This window comes from uncultured Gemmiger sp., assembly GCA_944388105.1.
Classification (GTDB): Bacteria; Bacillota; Clostridia; order Oscillospirales; family Ruminococcaceae; genus Gemmiger.
Genome location: CALXHN010000020.1, coordinates 1 through 15,011, shown reverse-complemented (window position 1 = coordinate 15,011; position 15,011 = coordinate 1). Strand labels below are relative to the sequence as shown.

17 protein-coding genes are annotated in these 15,011 nt (G+C 58.0%); all 17 read left to right on the top strand.

Translation table 11 applies throughout. From position 1 onward, the window contains the following. Window positions 1–152: 152 nt before the first annotated feature. Window positions 153–509, top strand: coding sequence for a ComEA family DNA-binding protein (locus tag Q0K17_RS04055; protein ID WP_294540219.1), 357 nt, complete (start codon window positions 153–155; stop codon window positions 507–509). 16 nt (window positions 510–525) lie between these two features. Continuing rightward, window positions 526–2,727, top strand: a complete 2,202-nt coding sequence (gene ppk1, locus Q0K17_RS04050) for a polyphosphate kinase 1 (protein WP_294540217.1) — start codon at window positions 526–528, stop codon at window positions 2,725–2,727. 48 nt (window positions 2,728–2,775) lie between these two features. Continuing rightward, the gene (locus Q0K17_RS04045; RefSeq protein ID WP_294540215.1) at window positions 2,776–3,156 is read left to right on the top strand and encodes a hypothetical protein; all 381 of its coding nucleotides are present in this window, start codon (window positions 2,776–2,778) and stop codon (window positions 3,154–3,156) included. Between the two features lie 148 nt (window positions 3,157–3,304). After that, window positions 3,305–4,120, top strand: coding sequence for a M23 family metallopeptidase (locus Q0K17_RS04040; RefSeq protein ID WP_294540213.1), 816 nt, complete (start codon window positions 3,305–3,307; stop codon window positions 4,118–4,120). Further along, window positions 4,110–4,535, top strand: a complete 426-nt coding sequence (locus Q0K17_RS04035; RefSeq protein ID WP_294540211.1) for a site-2 protease family protein — start codon at window positions 4,110–4,112, stop codon at window positions 4,533–4,535. Before Q0K17_RS04040 ends, Q0K17_RS04035 begins: the two co-directional genes overlap by 11 nt. A 52-nt stretch (window positions 4,536–4,587) precedes the next feature. After that, window positions 4,588–6,471, top strand: coding sequence for a TIGR03960 family B12-binding radical SAM protein (locus tag Q0K17_RS04030; protein WP_294540209.1), 1,884 nt, complete (start codon window positions 4,588–4,590; stop codon window positions 6,469–6,471). Next, the gene (locus tag Q0K17_RS04025; RefSeq protein WP_294540207.1) at window positions 6,446–7,096 is read left to right on the top strand and encodes a TIGR03936 family radical SAM-associated protein; all 651 of its coding nucleotides are present in this window, start codon (window positions 6,446–6,448) and stop codon (window positions 7,094–7,096) included. Before Q0K17_RS04030 ends, Q0K17_RS04025 begins: the two co-directional genes overlap by 26 nt. Window positions 7,097–7,254: 158 nt before the next feature. Beyond that, window positions 7,255–7,596, top strand: coding sequence for a 50S ribosomal protein L19 (rplS, locus tag Q0K17_RS04020; RefSeq protein WP_294540205.1), 342 nt, complete (start codon window positions 7,255–7,257; stop codon window positions 7,594–7,596). Between the two features lie 116 nt (window positions 7,597–7,712). Continuing rightward, window positions 7,713–8,255 (top strand): signal peptidase I, encoded by a 543-nt coding sequence (lepB, locus tag Q0K17_RS04015; protein ID WP_294540203.1) that lies wholly within the window; start codon window positions 7,713–7,715, stop codon window positions 8,253–8,255. Next, window positions 8,252–9,175: a ribosome biogenesis GTPase YlqF gene (ylqF, locus tag Q0K17_RS04010; RefSeq protein WP_294540201.1), complete on the top strand. Its 924-nt coding sequence runs from the start codon at window positions 8,252–8,254 to the stop codon at window positions 9,173–9,175. Before lepB ends, ylqF begins: the two co-directional genes overlap by 4 nt. Then, window positions 9,156–9,779 carry a ribonuclease HII gene (gene rnhB / locus Q0K17_RS04005; protein ID WP_294540199.1) on the top strand — a complete coding sequence of 208 codons (624 nt, stop codon included), beginning with the start codon at window positions 9,156–9,158 and terminating at the stop codon, window positions 9,777–9,779. Before ylqF ends, rnhB begins: the two co-directional genes overlap by 20 nt. A 2-nt stretch (window positions 9,780–9,781) precedes the next feature. Next, complete coding sequence (locus Q0K17_RS04000; protein ID WP_294540197.1) at window positions 9,782–10,144, top strand: YraN family protein; 363 nt, start codon at window positions 9,782–9,784, stop codon at window positions 10,142–10,144. A 50-nt stretch (window positions 10,145–10,194) separates the two neighbouring features. Further along, window positions 10,195–11,610, top strand: coding sequence for a threonine synthase (gene thrC / locus Q0K17_RS03995; RefSeq protein ID WP_366776696.1), 1,416 nt, complete (start codon window positions 10,195–10,197; stop codon window positions 11,608–11,610). Window positions 11,611–11,626: 16 nt separating this feature from the next. After that, window positions 11,627–12,313: a metallophosphoesterase gene (locus Q0K17_RS03990; protein ID WP_294540193.1), complete on the top strand. Its 687-nt coding sequence runs from the start codon at window positions 11,627–11,629 to the stop codon at window positions 12,311–12,313. Between the two features lie 101 nt (window positions 12,314–12,414). Further along, window positions 12,415–13,725 (top strand): trigger factor, encoded by a 1,311-nt coding sequence (tig, locus tag Q0K17_RS03985; RefSeq protein WP_294540191.1) that lies wholly within the window; start codon window positions 12,415–12,417, stop codon window positions 13,723–13,725. 117 nt (window positions 13,726–13,842) lie between these two features. Beyond that, the gene (locus Q0K17_RS03980) at window positions 13,843–14,433 is read left to right on the top strand and encodes an ATP-dependent Clp protease proteolytic subunit (protein ID WP_294540189.1); all 591 of its coding nucleotides are present in this window, start codon (window positions 13,843–13,845) and stop codon (window positions 14,431–14,433) included. A 15-nt stretch (window positions 14,434–14,448) separates the two neighbouring features. Then, the coding region (locus Q0K17_RS03975; RefSeq protein WP_366776694.1) for a ClpX C4-type zinc finger protein at window positions 14,449–15,011 on the top strand (563 nt) is incomplete at its 3' end.

Here is a 15,011-nt window from a genome sequence, read left to right as displayed (position 1 = left end):
TGCAGGGAAGCCCAAAAATCAAAGGTCTCGTTTGGACAAATCACGATTGTAAAATCCCGGAAAAATCTTTCGCTTTGGGGTGAAAACGCCACCAAACCATGCTATAATGACAACATAGTGGCAGTCTGCCGCTTCCAAGTGAGGTGTTGGCGTTGAAACAGGCAAACCGCCGGGATGCGGCCTTTCTTGCCGGCGTTACCGTTGCCGGCATGCTGGCTGTGCTGTGGGGATCCTGCTTCCTGATCGCACCGGTCTGGCAGGCGGGGAACACGGCTGGGTTCCAAGAGCCCCTTCCCACGCCGCAGCCCTGTGTGGACCCGAACACAGCCGACATTGAAACGCTGATGACCTTGCCGGATATCGGACGTCAGAAAGCCGAAGCGATTCTGGCATACCGCACCGAAAACGGGCCGTTCCTGTGTGTGGAGGACCTGGATAATGTGCCGGGGATTTCAGCGCAGATGGTGCAAACCTGGGCAGACCGCCTGACTCTGGACCCCGAATTTTAAGAAGGAGGGCGTTGTTTTGGACACGACCGAAAGTATTTTTATCAATCGTGAATTGAGCTGGCTGGATTTTGACAGCCGCGTACTGGCGCTGGCCAAGGAAAAAAGCGTGCCCTTGGGGGAGCGTATCAAGTTTGCGGCCATCTTCGGCAGCAATATGGATGAGTTCTTCATGGTACGTGTGGGGTCGCTGTACGATCAGACCCTGCTCAAAAACAACAAGCTGGATATTGTCACGCACATGACCGCTTCGGAGCAGATTGCCGCCATTACCCCCCGCGTGGCGGAGCTGCAGGCCAAATGTGATAAATACTGGCAGCACCTGATTGGTGCACTGGCCGAAAACGGCTATAAGAAACTGGACTTCAACAAACTGGACAAACAGCAGGAGCACTTCTGGAAAGCCTATTTTCAGCGGGAGATTTTCCCCATTCTCAGCCCGCAGATCGTGGACCAGCGCCATCCGTTCCCCTTCCTGCGCAACAAGGAAATTTACTTCATTGTGCAGCTGTATACCAAGGCGGACGGCGTGCACTACGGCATCATTCCCATCAGCAATCAGTTTGAGCGTGTGCTGTACATGAAGGATGGCAATACCACTTACTTCGCCTTCGTGGAAGAACTCATTGCCCATTACGCCTCCGCCATTTTCCGAAAGAATGCGGTACAGAAATCCTGTCTGTTCCGGGTCACCCGCAACGCCGATATCACGGTGGACGAGGGCATGATGGACCATGACATCGATTTCCGCGATGTCATGAGCGAATTGCTGAAGAAGCGCCGTAAGCTGGCGGCCGTCCGGCTGCAGTTCTGGCCGGAAGGTCCCCAGGATATTGTCAAGTTCCTGCGGGATAAGCTGGTGGTCCCGGCGGACCGCTGCTATGTGCAGACTTCGCCTCTCGATTCCGGCTGCCTGTTCCGTCTGGCCAGCCGCATTTCTGCGGACGGCAACGCATCTTTGTTCTATCCGGTGGCCCGTCCCATCCAGGCGCCCGCCGGCTATGATCTTTATAAGGAAGCGCATGAACATGACGTGCTCATTGCGTATCCGTATCAGAGCATTCGTCCTTTTATCCGCATGCTGCTGAAAGCCGGTGCGGACCCCAATGTTGTTTCCATCAAGATGACCCTGTACCGTATGGCCAGTGACTCCCAGATCGTGCAGGCTCTGATTGCCGCCGCCGAGAACGGCAAAGAAGTAGTGGCCATGGTGGAGCTGCGCGCCCGTTTTGACGAGCAGAACAACATCGACTGGTCCAAACAGCTGGAAGAGGCCGGCTGCACCGTTTTCTACGGCTTTGACGATTACAAGGTACACTCCAAACTGACCCTGATCACCAGTAAGGTGGATGGCAAGTACCATTATCTGACCCAGATCGGTACCGGCAACTACAACGAAAAGACCAGTGAGCAGTATACGGACCTGTCTTTCATCACTTCCCGCCAGGAAATCGGAGAAGAAGCCAGCGCCGTGTTCAACAACATGGCCCTGCAGCGCCTGACCAGTGAAGCCGATACCATGTTGGTGGCCCCGCTGCGTTTCAAAACGGTCCTGCTGGCCGAGATGGATAAGCAGATTGCCCGCGCCCGCCGGGGTGAGCGCGCCTCCATGATCCTGAAAAACAACTCCATCAATGACCCCCAGATCATTGAAAAAATCAGTGAGGCCAGCTGTGCAGGTGTCCGTGTGGACATGATCGTCCGCGGCATCTGCTGCGTGCGCGCCGGTGTGCCGGGTAAGACCGAAAACGTGCACATCCGCAGCATTGTCGGCCGGTATCTGGAACATTCCCGCATTTACTGCTTCGGAGACGGGGAGGATATGCACATCTACATTGCGTCCGGTGACTTCCTGACCCGCAATACCGAACGCCGGGTGGAAGTGGGCGTCCGTGTGGACGACAAGCGCATTGCCCGTCAGCTGCGCGGCATTCTGGACCTGCAGCTGCGGGACACCGTCAACGCCCGGGTCATGCAGCCGGACGGCAGCTACACCAAGGTGAAACCCGCCGAAGGGGAACCGCCGGTGGACAGCCAGATGGCTATGTATGGATACTTCCAGCATGCTTTTGAGCGGCTGGATCCGCCTGAACAGACACCTGCACGCAAACCGGTCTCTGCGGTCACCGCGCCGCGCCCGCATCCGCAGGTGCGGCGGGACAGCGCCCGGTTCCGCGGTCTGTTTGAAAGTCTGCGCGGTATCGGAAACAACAAAAAGTAAAACGGTTCCGATGATTGGTATCAGGAAAAATAAAGGGGAGAAAATACCATGAAAACCTGTGTTGTCACTGCCAGTTACAGCTGCCCGCCCAGTAAGGTGTGGCTGTATCTGACCAACCCGAACCTCAATCACTGGCGCACCGATCTGAGTGAGGCCGTTGTCGATACGGACGGCCTGCGCATTCAGGAAAAAAATAAAGACGGCAGTGTGACCGAAGTGCAGATCGTGGAAGCGGAAAAGCCTCGCCGCCTGCGCTGCACCTTTACCCGCGGCAAGATCAGCGGCTCCTTCACGGCAATCCTGCTGGGCGGCGGGGACGCCACCAGCCTGGAGTGCACCATGGAAGTGGCAGGCATGGGCCTGTTCGCCAAGCCGCGCAAGGGCTTGGAAGAGCGGCTGGAAATGCTGCGCAAGGCTCTGGGAGACTGAGCCTTCAACTTTATAAAAAGTGGCTCGGTGCCGGACTTCCTGCGGGAGTCCGGCACCGTTTTTTGCGTTGTTTGTACATACCTGCGGCAGCCGGCGCATACCTTGTCTCATGGGTCACGATGAAAACAAAAGGCAGGAGGCGAGGCAGATGTGGGAGGATGCTACCCCCAAAGCGCCGCAGCGGGAGGAAGAAATGCCAAGGCCGCATCCCCGGCAGCAGGAACGGCAGGGGGAGTATGTACTGCTTGCTCAGATTGTGCTGAGCCTGCTCTTGTTTGGATTCTTGTACACAGCCAAATTCATGGACTGGCCGATATACCGGCAGTTTCGCACCGAGTTCAGCACCGCCATGCAGGCGCCCGGGCCGGCGGTGTTTGCGGAGGATAGGGGCTTTCTGAAGTTTACCCAGCAGGCCTGCGCGGAACTCTGGCAGTCTGTACGGCAGGTAATGGGCAAACTGTGCGTGGAGGAACCGGCTACGGCGGAAACGGCACGTCCGGTACATGCTGCCAATCGAGCGGCTCCCGCGGGCAGCAGCAACGAAAGTTACCTGCCGCCTTTTTCCATGGTGTTTCCGCTGCCGGAAGGGATCGGTGCCGGTACGTCCGGATACGGCTGGCGAATCAATCCGGTCACAGGGGAAGGGGAGGAATTCCATACCGGTGCGGATCTTTCCGCCGCCGAAGGCACGCCGGTGCTGGCTGCGGCGGACGGTGTGGTACGGATGGCCGGTACACATAAAAGCTATGGAAATTACATTCGCATCCTTCACAAAAACGGGGATGAAACGCTGTATGCCCATATGCAGTATCTGTATGTCCACGCAGGGCAGAGCGTCCGGCAGGGGCAAGTGATTGGTGCATCTGGTCAGACCGGCAATGTCACCGGTCCTCATCTTCATTTTGAACTGTTCCATGAGGGAATCCGCTATGACCCCTCCCAAGCCTTGGAGAATGCAGTCTGAACCTCCGGTGCGCCTGCGTGCGCCCTTGGTTACTCTCTTTCTGTTGGCACTTTCCCTGCTGTATGACCATACCGGCGTACTGCGGTGGGGGCTTCTGTGCGCTGCTCTGCATGAAGGCGGGCACCTGTTGGCCTGGGCGATTCTGGTACGCAGAATGCCGCGGCTGGAAGTATCGGCCCTGGGAATTTGCCTGCGCATGCGTGGCGTGGTCCTGTCCACGGTGCAGGAAAAAGTCCTGGCAGCCGCCGGACCGCTGACAAACCTGCTGCTGTGCACGGCAGCGGTTTGGGTCATGGACCGGTGGGGGTATACCTATGCCGGCTACTGGTTCGCTTCGGCCAATCTTTTGTTGGGCGTATTCAATCTGTTGCCTCTGCCCGGACTGGATGGCGCAAGGCTGCTCCGGAAATTTTGAATCCATTTGCATTTGTCAGGGGAATCGGGTACAATAGCAGATATAAAAAATCATGGAAGGATGGGACACTATGACAGAGTTCTCCCACCAGCTGAAAGAGGCACTCAGCCTGGTCCAGAAGCCGGGGCGCTACACCGGCGGTGAACCGGGCTGCACTTATAAGGATAAAAGCAAGGTTGACGTGCGTATGGCCTTCTGCTTCCCGGACACCTACGAAGTAGGCATGTCCTTTCTGGGGGAAAAGATCCTGTATGAACTGCTCAACCGCCACGAAAACTGGTGGTGTGAGCGGGCCTTCATGCCCTGGGTGGATATGAAGGAACAGATGGAGCGGCTGAACATTCCCCTGTATTGTCTGGAAAGCAAGGACCCGCTCTCTGACTTTGACATTGTCGGTTTTACCCTGGAATATGAGCTGTGCTACACCAACATTCTGGCCATGCTGCGCATGTCCGGCATCCCCCTGCGTGCCGCCGACCGGGACGAGCGGTGGCCGCTGGTCATTGCGGGCGGTCCCTGCGTGTGCAACGCCGAACCCATGGCGGATTTCTTCGATATCATGCAGCTGGGTGAAGGCGAACAGATGCTGCAGGATGTGTGCGCCGCTGTAGAGTATGCCAAAAAGAACCGCCTGAGCAAGGAACAGCTGCTGCTGAACCTGGCTAAAATTCCCGGCGTGTATGTGCCGTCCTTTTATGATGTGACCTATGAAGAGGATGGCCGCGTCCGCTCCATCAAACCCAACCGCCCCGGTGTGCCGGAGAAGGTGACCAAGGCCATCGTCAAGGATATGGATTCCTTCCCGCCGCCGGAAAACTTTGTGGTACCTATCGTGGGTGCCATCCAGGACCGGGCCAGTGTGGAAGTGCTGCGGGGCTGCGTGCGCGGCTGCCGCTTCTGTCAGGCAGGGCAGATCTACCGTCCTTTCCGGGAGCGCTCTCCCAAACTGATCAGTGACTGCGCCCGCGTTCTCTGCCGCAACACCGGTTACGACGAACTGAGCCTGACCAGTCTTTCCACTTCGGATCATTCCCGGCTGGAGGAGATCCTGGACAACCTGAATTCCTGGGCCGAGTCGGACCACGTCAGCCTGTCCTTGCCTTCTCTGCGGGTGGACAACTTCTCCGAGTCTTTGGTGGAAAAGACCACCCGGGTACGCAAGAGCGGCCTGACCTTTGCGGCGGAAGCCGGGACCCAGCGTCTGCGGGATGTCATCAACAAGAATGTGACCTGGGACCAGATCGAGCGCGGCTGCCGGATCGCTTTCAGCGAAGGCTACACTTCGGTAAAACTGTATTTCATGATGGGCTTGCCTACCGAGACCATGGAGGATATCAAGGGAATTGCGGACACCGCCCAGCAGGTGGTGGACCTGTTCTACAAGATCCCTGACCGGCCGAAAGGCAAGGGGGTGCAGGTGACCATCAGCGTGGCCTGCTTCGTGCCCAAACCGGACACGCCCTTCCAGTTCTGCGCCCAGGACACCCGGGAACAGCTGCGGGAAAAACAGAAGTACCTGCTCAGCTGTGTGCACTCCCGCAAGATCAAAGTGAACTACCACGACAGTGCCACCAGCGTGCTGGAAGGTATCTTCGCCAAGGGAGACCGGCGCTTGGGCCGGGTCATCGAGACCGCCTTCAACCATGGCGCTTTCTTTGATACCTGGGAGGAATATTTCGATTATGACCGCTGGCTGCAGGCCTTTGCCGAATGCGGGATCGACCCGAATTTTTACAACTACCGTACCCTGGCCCTGGACGAGGTGACGCCCTGGTCCCATCTGGATGTGGGTGTCAGTCAGGCGTTCCTGGCCCGGGAATACCAGAAGGCGCTGCGTGCCGAGACCACGCAGCCCTGCAACCGCCAGTGCAGCGGATGCGGAGCCAACAAATTGCTGGGAGGGCCGTGCTTTGCTTACGATCAGAATCAGCTTTGAAAAACGGGCCGAAGCGGCCTACATCTCGCTGCTGGATTTGCAGCGGGTATTTCAGCGCATCCTCAAGCGCAGCGGTCTGCCGGTGTATTACACCCAGGGGTTCAACCCGCACATTTATCTTTCCTTCGCCAGTCCGCTCTCTCTGGGGCAGGAGAGTCTGTGCGAGAGCTGCGAGGTCAAGACCGCCGAGGAAAAACCCGACCTCTCTGCCTGGAAAGAAACCCTGCAGCCCTTCATGCCCCGGGGCATTCTCATTCGTTCGGTGGCACCGGCCCAGGAGAAGAGCAGCGAGATCGGCTTTGCGGATTATACCATCACCCTGCCGCTCTCGGCGGAGGATGCCCTCCTCGCTTACAATGAAAGCGAAACGGCGATGGTGAGCAAAAAGACCAAGCGCGGCACCCATGAAGTGGACCTGAAAACCTATATCCCTCGTCTGGACTATGAGAAAAAGGGGGACAGCCTTTCCTTCTCGGTTCGCATGCCCTGCGCCTCCGGCGAAGGAGTCAACCTGAACCCGTCGCTGCTGTTGGCGCATTTGCAGCAGACCCATGCCATTCCGCCCTGGCAGTGTGAGGTGCTCCGCACGCAGCTTTATACAAAAAATGGCGCAGTTTTTTGTTGATTTTCCAAAATAAGGCTTGCAAAAACGGCGTTGGTATGGTATGATATTCGAGCGTTAGTACGCCGGGCCACCGGCGGGGTAATGACAATCATTATACAGGCGGTCCTCTGCCCGATTTTTTGAGGCATGAACGTCGGAAAACATGGAGGAATTGATCAATGGACGCAATGAAGAAACTGACCGAGGGCATGATCAAAGAGAACCGCCCGCAGTTCGAAGTCGGCGACACCGTCCGCGTGTCTGTCCGTATCAAGGAAGGCGACAAGGAGCGTATCCAGGCCTTTGAAGGCACTGTCATCGCGAAGAAGCACGGCGGCATCGCCGAGACCTTCACCGTTCGTCGTACCTCTTACGGCGTCGGCGTCGAGCGCGTGTTCCCGATGAACAGCCCCTTTGTTGAAAAGGTGGAAGTTGTCCGCCGCGGCAAGGTCCGTCGTGCCAAGCTGTTCTATCTGCGCAGCCGCACCGGCAAGGCCGCCAAGGTCAAGGCGCGTATCTGAGAAATTCACAATCCGGCCGTGGTACAGCGGCCGCGAAGGGGGAGGACGGTTGGCGTTCTCCCTTTTTGCGTTTCTTATGGAAAAAATCAAAGTTTCTGGAATCTGGGGGTGATGGTATGGCACAGGAGTTGTCCATGCGGGAGCGGTTCAATCGCCAGTTCAGGCTTAACCGGGACCTGCTGGAATGGTTTGAAGCCGTTGTGCTGGCTGTTGTGGCAGTAGCGCTCGTCTTTACCTTTGGCGTGCGCATGATCCGGGTGGATGGCCATTCCATGCAGCCCACCCTGCAGGACGGGGAGCGGCTTCTGATCTCCAGCCTGCCGTATACACCCCAGTACGGGGACATTGTCATCATCGACCAGTATACGTCTTACGGCCAGCCGCTGGTGAAACGGGTGATCGGCATGGCCGGTGACACCATCGATATTGATTTTGAAAAGGGCATTGTCTATCGAAACGGCAATGCGCTGGATGAGCCGTATACCGCCGAGCCCACCTATCTGCAGGAGTCTGTTACCTTTCCGGTCACGGTGCCGGAAGGCTGCATTTTTGTGATGGGCGATAACCGAAACAATTCCACCGACAGCCGCTCTGCCAATGTTGGGTTTATTGATACCCGCGATGTGCTGGGCCGCGTCCTGATGCAGGTGCCGCTATGAGTGAAGATATCATCAACCGCCGTCAGATCCACTGGTTTCCGGGGCATATGGCCAAGACCCTGCGCCTGATGGAAACCGAGATCCGCAACGTGGACTGCGTTTTGCAGGTGCTGGACGCCCGCATCCCGCTGTCCAGCCTGAACCCGGAAATTGAGCGCATAACCAGGGACAAGCCCCATCTGTATGTGCTGAACAAGTCGGACCTGGCCGACCCGGAGATCACCAAGCAGTGGCTGACCTATTTCCGTGAAGCGGGAGCAGGCTGCCTGCCCATGGACTCCAAGCAGAAGGGCAAGGCCGGAGCTGCCAAGGATCTGATCGAAAAGGAATTGGCAGCGCTGATGGAGCGGCGCAAGGCCCGCGGCATGGTGGGCGCCCGCATCCGTGTGATGATCGTGGGCATCCCCAACGTGGGCAAGTCAACCTTCATCAACTCCTTTGCCGGAACCACCCGGGCCAAGGCGGCCAACAAGCCGGGTGTGACCCGGGGAAAGCAGTGGATCACGGTGGGCAATTATGATCTGATGGACATGCCCGGTGTGCTCTGGAAGAAGTTTGATTCTTTGCAGACAGCGGCCAATCTGGCCTTTATCGGTTCCATCCGGGACGATATCCTGGACATTGAGGAACTGGCCTGCGGTCTTTTGGAGAGCGTGCGCCAGATCTATCCCCAGCGTCTTCTGGAACGTTACAAGCTGGAGGAAGCTGCCTTGGAGCTGCCGCCGTATGACCTGCTGCTGGCCATCGGAGCCAAGCGTGGGATGCTGATATCCGGCGGCGAGGTGGATGCCGAGCGTGCTGCCCGCATGCTGGTGGGAGAGTTCCGCGCCAGCAAGTGGGGACGCATCTCGCTGGAACGCCCGCCGCAGCGGCAGCAGAACATTGACTGGGAGGACGACGATGCCCCGCAAGACGATTGATTCTACTCCGCTGTACGACTACGATGAAGCCCTGCGTACCGAGTGCGGGGTGCTTTGCGGCGTGGATGAAGCCGGACGCGGCCCTTTGTGCGGGCCGGTGTGCTGTGCGGCGGTCATCCTGAACCCGGAAGATCCCATACAGGGTGTGACCGACTCTAAAAAGCTCAGCGAGAAGCGGCGGGAGGAACTGTATGACCAGATCATCCAGCGGGTTCTTGCTTGGCATGTGGAGTTTGTCTCCCCGCAGGAAATTGATGAGAAGAATATCCTGTGGGCAACTATGGCCGGCATGGCCCGGGCGGTGAGCGCCCTGGAAACAAGGCCTGCGCTGGTCCTCATCGATGGCAACCGCTGCCCGCCCGGTCTGGAAATGCCTTCCCGGGCGGTGGTCAAGGGGGACGCCACCAGCGCCTCCATTGCGGCGGCCTCCATCCTGGCCAAGGTCAGCCGGGACCGGTACATGTGTGAGCTGGACGCTCAATATCCCCAGTATCAGCTGGCCAAACACAAGGGCTACCCCACAGCGCTGCATTACCAGCTGATTCAACAGTACGGGATTCAGCCCTTCTACCGCCGCAGCTTCCTCAAAAAACTGGGGTACTGAGCATGCCGGCGGACAAAGCCCTGGGGGCAAGAGGCGAAGCCATTGCCGCCAAGTACTACCAACAAAAAGGGTACCTGCTCCTCAACCACAACTACCGTACCCGGATGGGGGAGCTGGATCTGATCCTGTACAAGGACGGCGGGATTGTTTTCGCCGAAGTCAAAACACGGACAAACACCCGCAAAGCCGCTCCGGCGGAAGCGGTGGATGCCCGTAAACAGCACAGGCTGATTGCGGCCGCGCAGCTGTATCTGCAGCGCAGCCCCTATGCGGATGCTCCTGCCCGGTTCGATGTGGTCGAAGTGATTCCTTCGGAACGTGGCTGGCAGGTGCACTGTATCCGGGACGCGTTTCAACTACCATAGAGAAAAGGGGAAAGGACATGCAGTATCAAAGCACACGAAACCACCAAACCGTGGTAAGCTCCTCCGAAGCCATCGTGCGCGGGCTGACGCCGGACGGCGGGCTGTTCGTGCCGCAGGCTTTTCCTGCTGCCGATCTGGAAGGCTGGAAGGCTCTCAGCTATCCGGAACTGGCTGCCCGTATCCTGGCGCTGTATCTGACCGACTACGACCCCGAATTCCTGCGCCGTGCCGCTCATGAGGCGTACGGAGAAGCCTTCGGCGGCAAGGCCGGCTGCGTGCAGAAAGTGGCGGACGGCTTGTTCTCGCTGGAACTGTGGCACGGCCCCACCAGCGCGTTCAAGGATTACGCGCTGCAGCTCATGCCCAAACTGTTGGTGCAGGCCAAGAAGAATCTGGGCCGCACCGAGCACACCCGGATCCTGGTGGCCACTTCCGGCGATACCGGCAAGGCCGCCCTGGCCGGATATGCGGGACTGGACGGCATTGACATTGCGGTGTTCTACCCCAATGACGGCACCAGCGAGATCCAGCGTCTGCAGATGGCCACCCAGACCGGCGATAATGTGGCAGTGTATGCGGTACAGGGCAACTTTGATGACGCCCAGACCGGGGTGAAGAAAGTCTTCGGCGACGACGCCGTGGCCGAGAAACTGGCCGCCCGGGATATCCGGCTGTCCAGCGCCAACTCCATCAACTGGGGGCGTCTGGCGCCGCAGATCGTCTACTACTTCTACGCCTATTTCCGTCTGGCGGAGCAGGGGGCCGTGGAGTGGGGCAAAACGGTGGACTTCTGTGTGCCCACCGGCAACTTCGGCGATATCCTGGCCGGATACTATGCCAAGCGCATGGGCCTGCCGGTAGGCCGTCTGGTCTGCGCTTCCAACCGCAACAACGTCCTCACCGACTTCATCAACACCGGTGTGTATGACAAACGCCGGGAATTCTACAAGACGACCTCGCCCTCCATGGACATTCTGATCTCCAGCAATCTGGAACGTCTTTTGTACCATGTGACCGAGGACGACGCCAAGGTGGCCGGGTGGATGCAGGAGCTGGCAGCCACCGGTATGTACAAGGTGGACGATGCCGCTCTGGCTGCTATTCGGGAAAGCTTTGACTGCGGCTGTGCCGATGACGGGGAAGCCGCCGAACAGATTCATACTTGCTTTACCAAGGAGCATTACCTGTGCGACCCGCACACGGCGGTGGCCTTCCGGGTGGCGGGGCGGAACCGGACGGAAGCACCCATGGTGGTGCTTTCCACGGCCAGCCCCTTCAAGTTCCCCCGGGACGTGCTGGCAGCGCTGGGGGAAGCGGTGCCCGAAAGCGATTTTGCCGCCATGAAGCAGCTCACGGCTTACACCGGCTGCCAAGCTCCCGCCGCGCTGGCGGCGCTGGAATCCCTGCCGGTCCGCTTTACTGCGGTCATTCCGCCGGAAGGCATCCGCACAGCCGCACTGAAATAATAACAAAGGAAACACTATGGCGATTTTTGCAATCGGGGACCTGCACCTTTCTTTGGGCGGGGACAAGCCCATGGACGTTTTCCCCGGCTGGGAAGGCTATCTGCCCAAGCTGGAAGCCAAGTGGCGCACCCTGATTCAGGACACCGACACGGTGATATTGGCAGGGGATACCTCCTGGGCCATGCGGCTGCAGGACACAAAAGCGGACTTTGACTTTCTGCAGAGCCTGCCGGGGCAGAAATGGATGCTCAAGGGCAATCATGATTACTGGTGGACCACCGCCCGCAAGATGGAAAGTTATCTGGCAGCAAACGGGTGGGATACCCTGCACATCCTGCACAACAACTGCTGTATGGTTGGCAATCTGGCTTTGTGTGGTTCCCGGGGATGGCCTTTTGACGACGCTGCTGCCCAGAGCGCCAAGATCATGGCCCGGGAAGCTGGTCGTCTGCAGTTGTCCCTGGCTGCCGGACAGGAAGCGGAGGAACGGATTGCGTTCCTCCATTACCCGCCGGTTTTTGGTACCGCCTGTGCCCAGGACCTGGTGGATGTGCTCCGCGCCCACGGCGTACAGCGCTGCTATTATGGCCACCTGCATGGAAAAGCGATCCGCTATGCTGTGCAGGGGGAGCGGGAAGGCATCCGGTACAAGCTGATTTCTGCCGATGGACTGGCCTTTTGCCCGTATAAAGTCTGCGATTGAGAATTTTTTTGCCTGCACAGGCAAAAAAATTCAAAAGATACTGGTATTCTGCGCCGCAGCATGCTATAATTACTTGTATTTCTATGTTTGGAGGACTACAAATGAACCTGATTTCTTGTGAAAAACTGGAAAAGAGCATGGTTGAGCTTCAGTTCTCGATCGATGCCGATACCTTCAAAAATGCCGTTGCCGCCGCGTTCAAGCGCGAAGGCAAGAAGTACAACGTTCCCGGCTTCCGCAAGGGCAAGGCCCCTCGCGCGATGATCGAGAAGATGTACGGCGCTGACATCTTCCATTATGATGCCATCAACGACCTGTTCCCCGAGGCTTACGAGGCCGCCGTCAAGGAAGCCAACATTGAAGTTGTGGGCCGTCCTGATCCCGAAGTGGTCTCCATGTCCGAGGCCGAGGGCGCTACCCTGAAGGTCAAGGTCGCTGTCAAGCCGGAAGTCACCCTGGGTGATTACGCCGGTTTAAACGTCACCAAGAAGGTCAAGACTGTGGATGAGTCCCTGGTGGACGCCGAACTCAAGCGTATGCAGGACCGTAACGGCCGTCTGCTGACCCGTGAGGGCGCTGCCGAGAACGGTGACACCGTGGACATCGACTTCGAGGGCTTCGTGGGCGATGTGGCTTTCGAGGGCGGCAAGGCTGAGCACTATTCTCTGGTGCTGGGCAGCGGCTCCTTCATCCCCGGCTTTGAGGACCAGGTTGTTGGCCATTCTGCCGGTGAAGAGTTCGACGTCAATGTCAAGTTCCCCGAGCAGTATCAGGCCGAGGAGCTGGCCGGCAAGGACGCCACCTTCAAGATCAAGCTGCATGAGGTCAAGTACAAGGAGCTGCCTGAACTGGACGATGATTTCGCCAAGGACGTCAGCGAGTACGACACGCTGGACGAGCTGAAGGCCTCCATCCGCAAGAACATTGAGGAGAACAACCAGAAGCAGGCCGATCAGCAGGTGGAAAATGACCTGATCGAGCAGGTTGTCAACAACATGACCGCTGAGATTCCTCAGGCCATGTACGATGCCCGTGTGGACGAACTGGTTCAGGACTTCCAGTACCGCATTGCTCAGCAGGGCCTGAAGCTGGAGCAGTACCTGCAGTACATGGGCATGGATATGGACACCTTCAAGGGCCAGTTCCAGGAGCAGGCTGAAAAGCAGGTCAAGATGCGTCTGGCCATGGAAGCCATCGTTGCCAAGGAAGGCATCGAGGCTACCGACGATGAGTTCAATGCCGAGGTCAAGCGCATTGCCGATGCCTACAAGATGGAAGAGGACAAGGTCCGCTCCATTGTGGATGAGGCTGCCGTCAAGGCCGATCTGGCTGTGAACAAGGCCATTGACCTGGTCAAGGAAAAGGCCAACGTCACCACCGAGACCGTGGACCCCGCTGCGGACAAGGAATAAAAGAAAACATTGCGACCGATACGGTGCCGCTGCCGCCGTATCGGTCGGTTTATCAAGGGGAGAAATTGCCCTCAGGCAGCCATCTGACACCAATCTGATTTTCGGGAGGGAACTTGCATGAGTTTGGTACCTTACGTCGTCGAACAGACCGCGCGCGGAGAGCGCAGCTACGACATCTTTTCCCGCTTGCTCAATGACCGCATCATTGTGCTGAGCGAGGATGTGAACCCCACTTCGGCCAGCGTGGTCATCGCCCAGCTGCTGTATCTGGAAGGGCAGGACCCCGAAAAAGATATCAGCTTCTACATCAACAGCCCTGGCGGTTCCATCTCGGACGGCATGGCCATTCACGACACCATGAAGTATATCAAGTGTGACGTGTCCACCATCTGTGTGGGTATGGCGGCTTCTATGGGTGCTTTTCTGCTGTCCAGCGGTACCAAGGGCAAGCGTTTTGCGCTGCCCAACTCGGAGATCCTGATCCACCAGCCGCTCATCGGTGGCAACGGACTGTCCGGTCAGGCCACTGATATCAAGATTCATGCCGACCACATTGTCCGGCTGAAATCCAAGCTCAACGGCCTGATCAGCGAATACACCGGTCAGCCGCTGGAGGTTGTGGAGCGCGATACCGAGCGCGACAACTATATGACCGCACAGCAGGCCAAGGAATACGGCCTGATTGATGAAATCATCTCCAAACATTAACCACGGGGGAAGGAAATGGCAAATTCGATTTCCGGAAAAGACGGAAAGGAACGCGAACTGATCTGCAGCTTCTGCGGCCGTTCGCAAAAGCAGGTGGAACAGCTGATTATTGGCCCCGGCGTCAATATCTGCAAAGACTGCATTGATATGTGCTACAACGCCCTGTATAAGGACGAAGAGACTCCGCCGCCGCCCCGTGCTACGGCCCAGCGCCGCGCAGCCACCGCTCGGCCGCGCCATGCCATCGACCCGCTGCAGGATATCAATATCCTGACGCCGGCCGAGATCAAGGCCGGACTGGACCAGTATGTCATCGGGCAGGATGAGACCAAGAAGGTTCTGGCTGTCTCGGTGTACAACCACTATAAGCGGATTCTGTCCGGACAGGAAAGCGACGTGGAACTGCAGAAGTCCAACGTCCTGATGCTGGGCCCCTCCGGTACCGGCAAGACGCTGCTGGCGCAGACCCTGGCCAAGATGCTGGGCGTGCCCTTTGCCATCGCCGATGCCACCACCCTGACCGAGGCCGGCTATGTGGGCGAGGACGTGGAAAACATCCTGCTCAAGCTGATCCAGGC

Excerpts from the sequence above, each read along its gene's own strand:
- Q0K17_RS04045 (WP_294540215.1), top strand. The coding sequence starts at position 2,776 with ATGAAAACCTGTGTTGTCACTGCCAGTTACAGCTGCCCGCCCAGTAAG.
- Q0K17_RS04040 (WP_294540213.1), top strand. The coding sequence starts at position 3,305 with ATGTGGGAGGATGCTACCCCCAAAGCGCCGCAGCGGGAGGAAGAAATG.
- Q0K17_RS04035 (WP_294540211.1), top strand. The coding sequence starts at position 4,110 with ATGCAGTCTGAACCTCCGGTGCGCCTGCGTGCGCCCTTGGTTACTCTC.
- Q0K17_RS04030 (WP_294540209.1), top strand. The coding sequence starts at position 4,588 with ATGGAAGGATGGGACACTATGACAGAGTTCTCCCACCAGCTGAAAGAG.
- rplS (WP_294540205.1), top strand. The coding sequence starts at position 7,255 with ATGGACGCAATGAAGAAACTGACCGAGGGCATGATCAAAGAGAACCGC.
- lepB (WP_294540203.1), top strand. The coding sequence starts at position 7,713 with ATGGCACAGGAGTTGTCCATGCGGGAGCGGTTCAATCGCCAGTTCAGG.
- ylqF (WP_294540201.1), top strand. The coding sequence starts at position 8,252 with ATGAGTGAAGATATCATCAACCGCCGTCAGATCCACTGGTTTCCGGGG.
- rnhB (WP_294540199.1), top strand. The coding sequence starts at position 9,156 with ATGCCCCGCAAGACGATTGATTCTACTCCGCTGTACGACTACGATGAA.
- Q0K17_RS04000 (WP_294540197.1), top strand. The coding sequence starts at position 9,782 with ATGCCGGCGGACAAAGCCCTGGGGGCAAGAGGCGAAGCCATTGCCGCC.
- Q0K17_RS03990 (WP_294540193.1), top strand. The coding sequence starts at position 11,627 with ATGGCGATTTTTGCAATCGGGGACCTGCACCTTTCTTTGGGCGGGGAC.
- tig (WP_294540191.1), top strand. The coding sequence starts at position 12,415 with ATGAACCTGATTTCTTGTGAAAAACTGGAAAAGAGCATGGTTGAGCTT.
- Q0K17_RS03980 (WP_294540189.1), top strand. The coding sequence starts at position 13,843 with ATGAGTTTGGTACCTTACGTCGTCGAACAGACCGCGCGCGGAGAGCGC.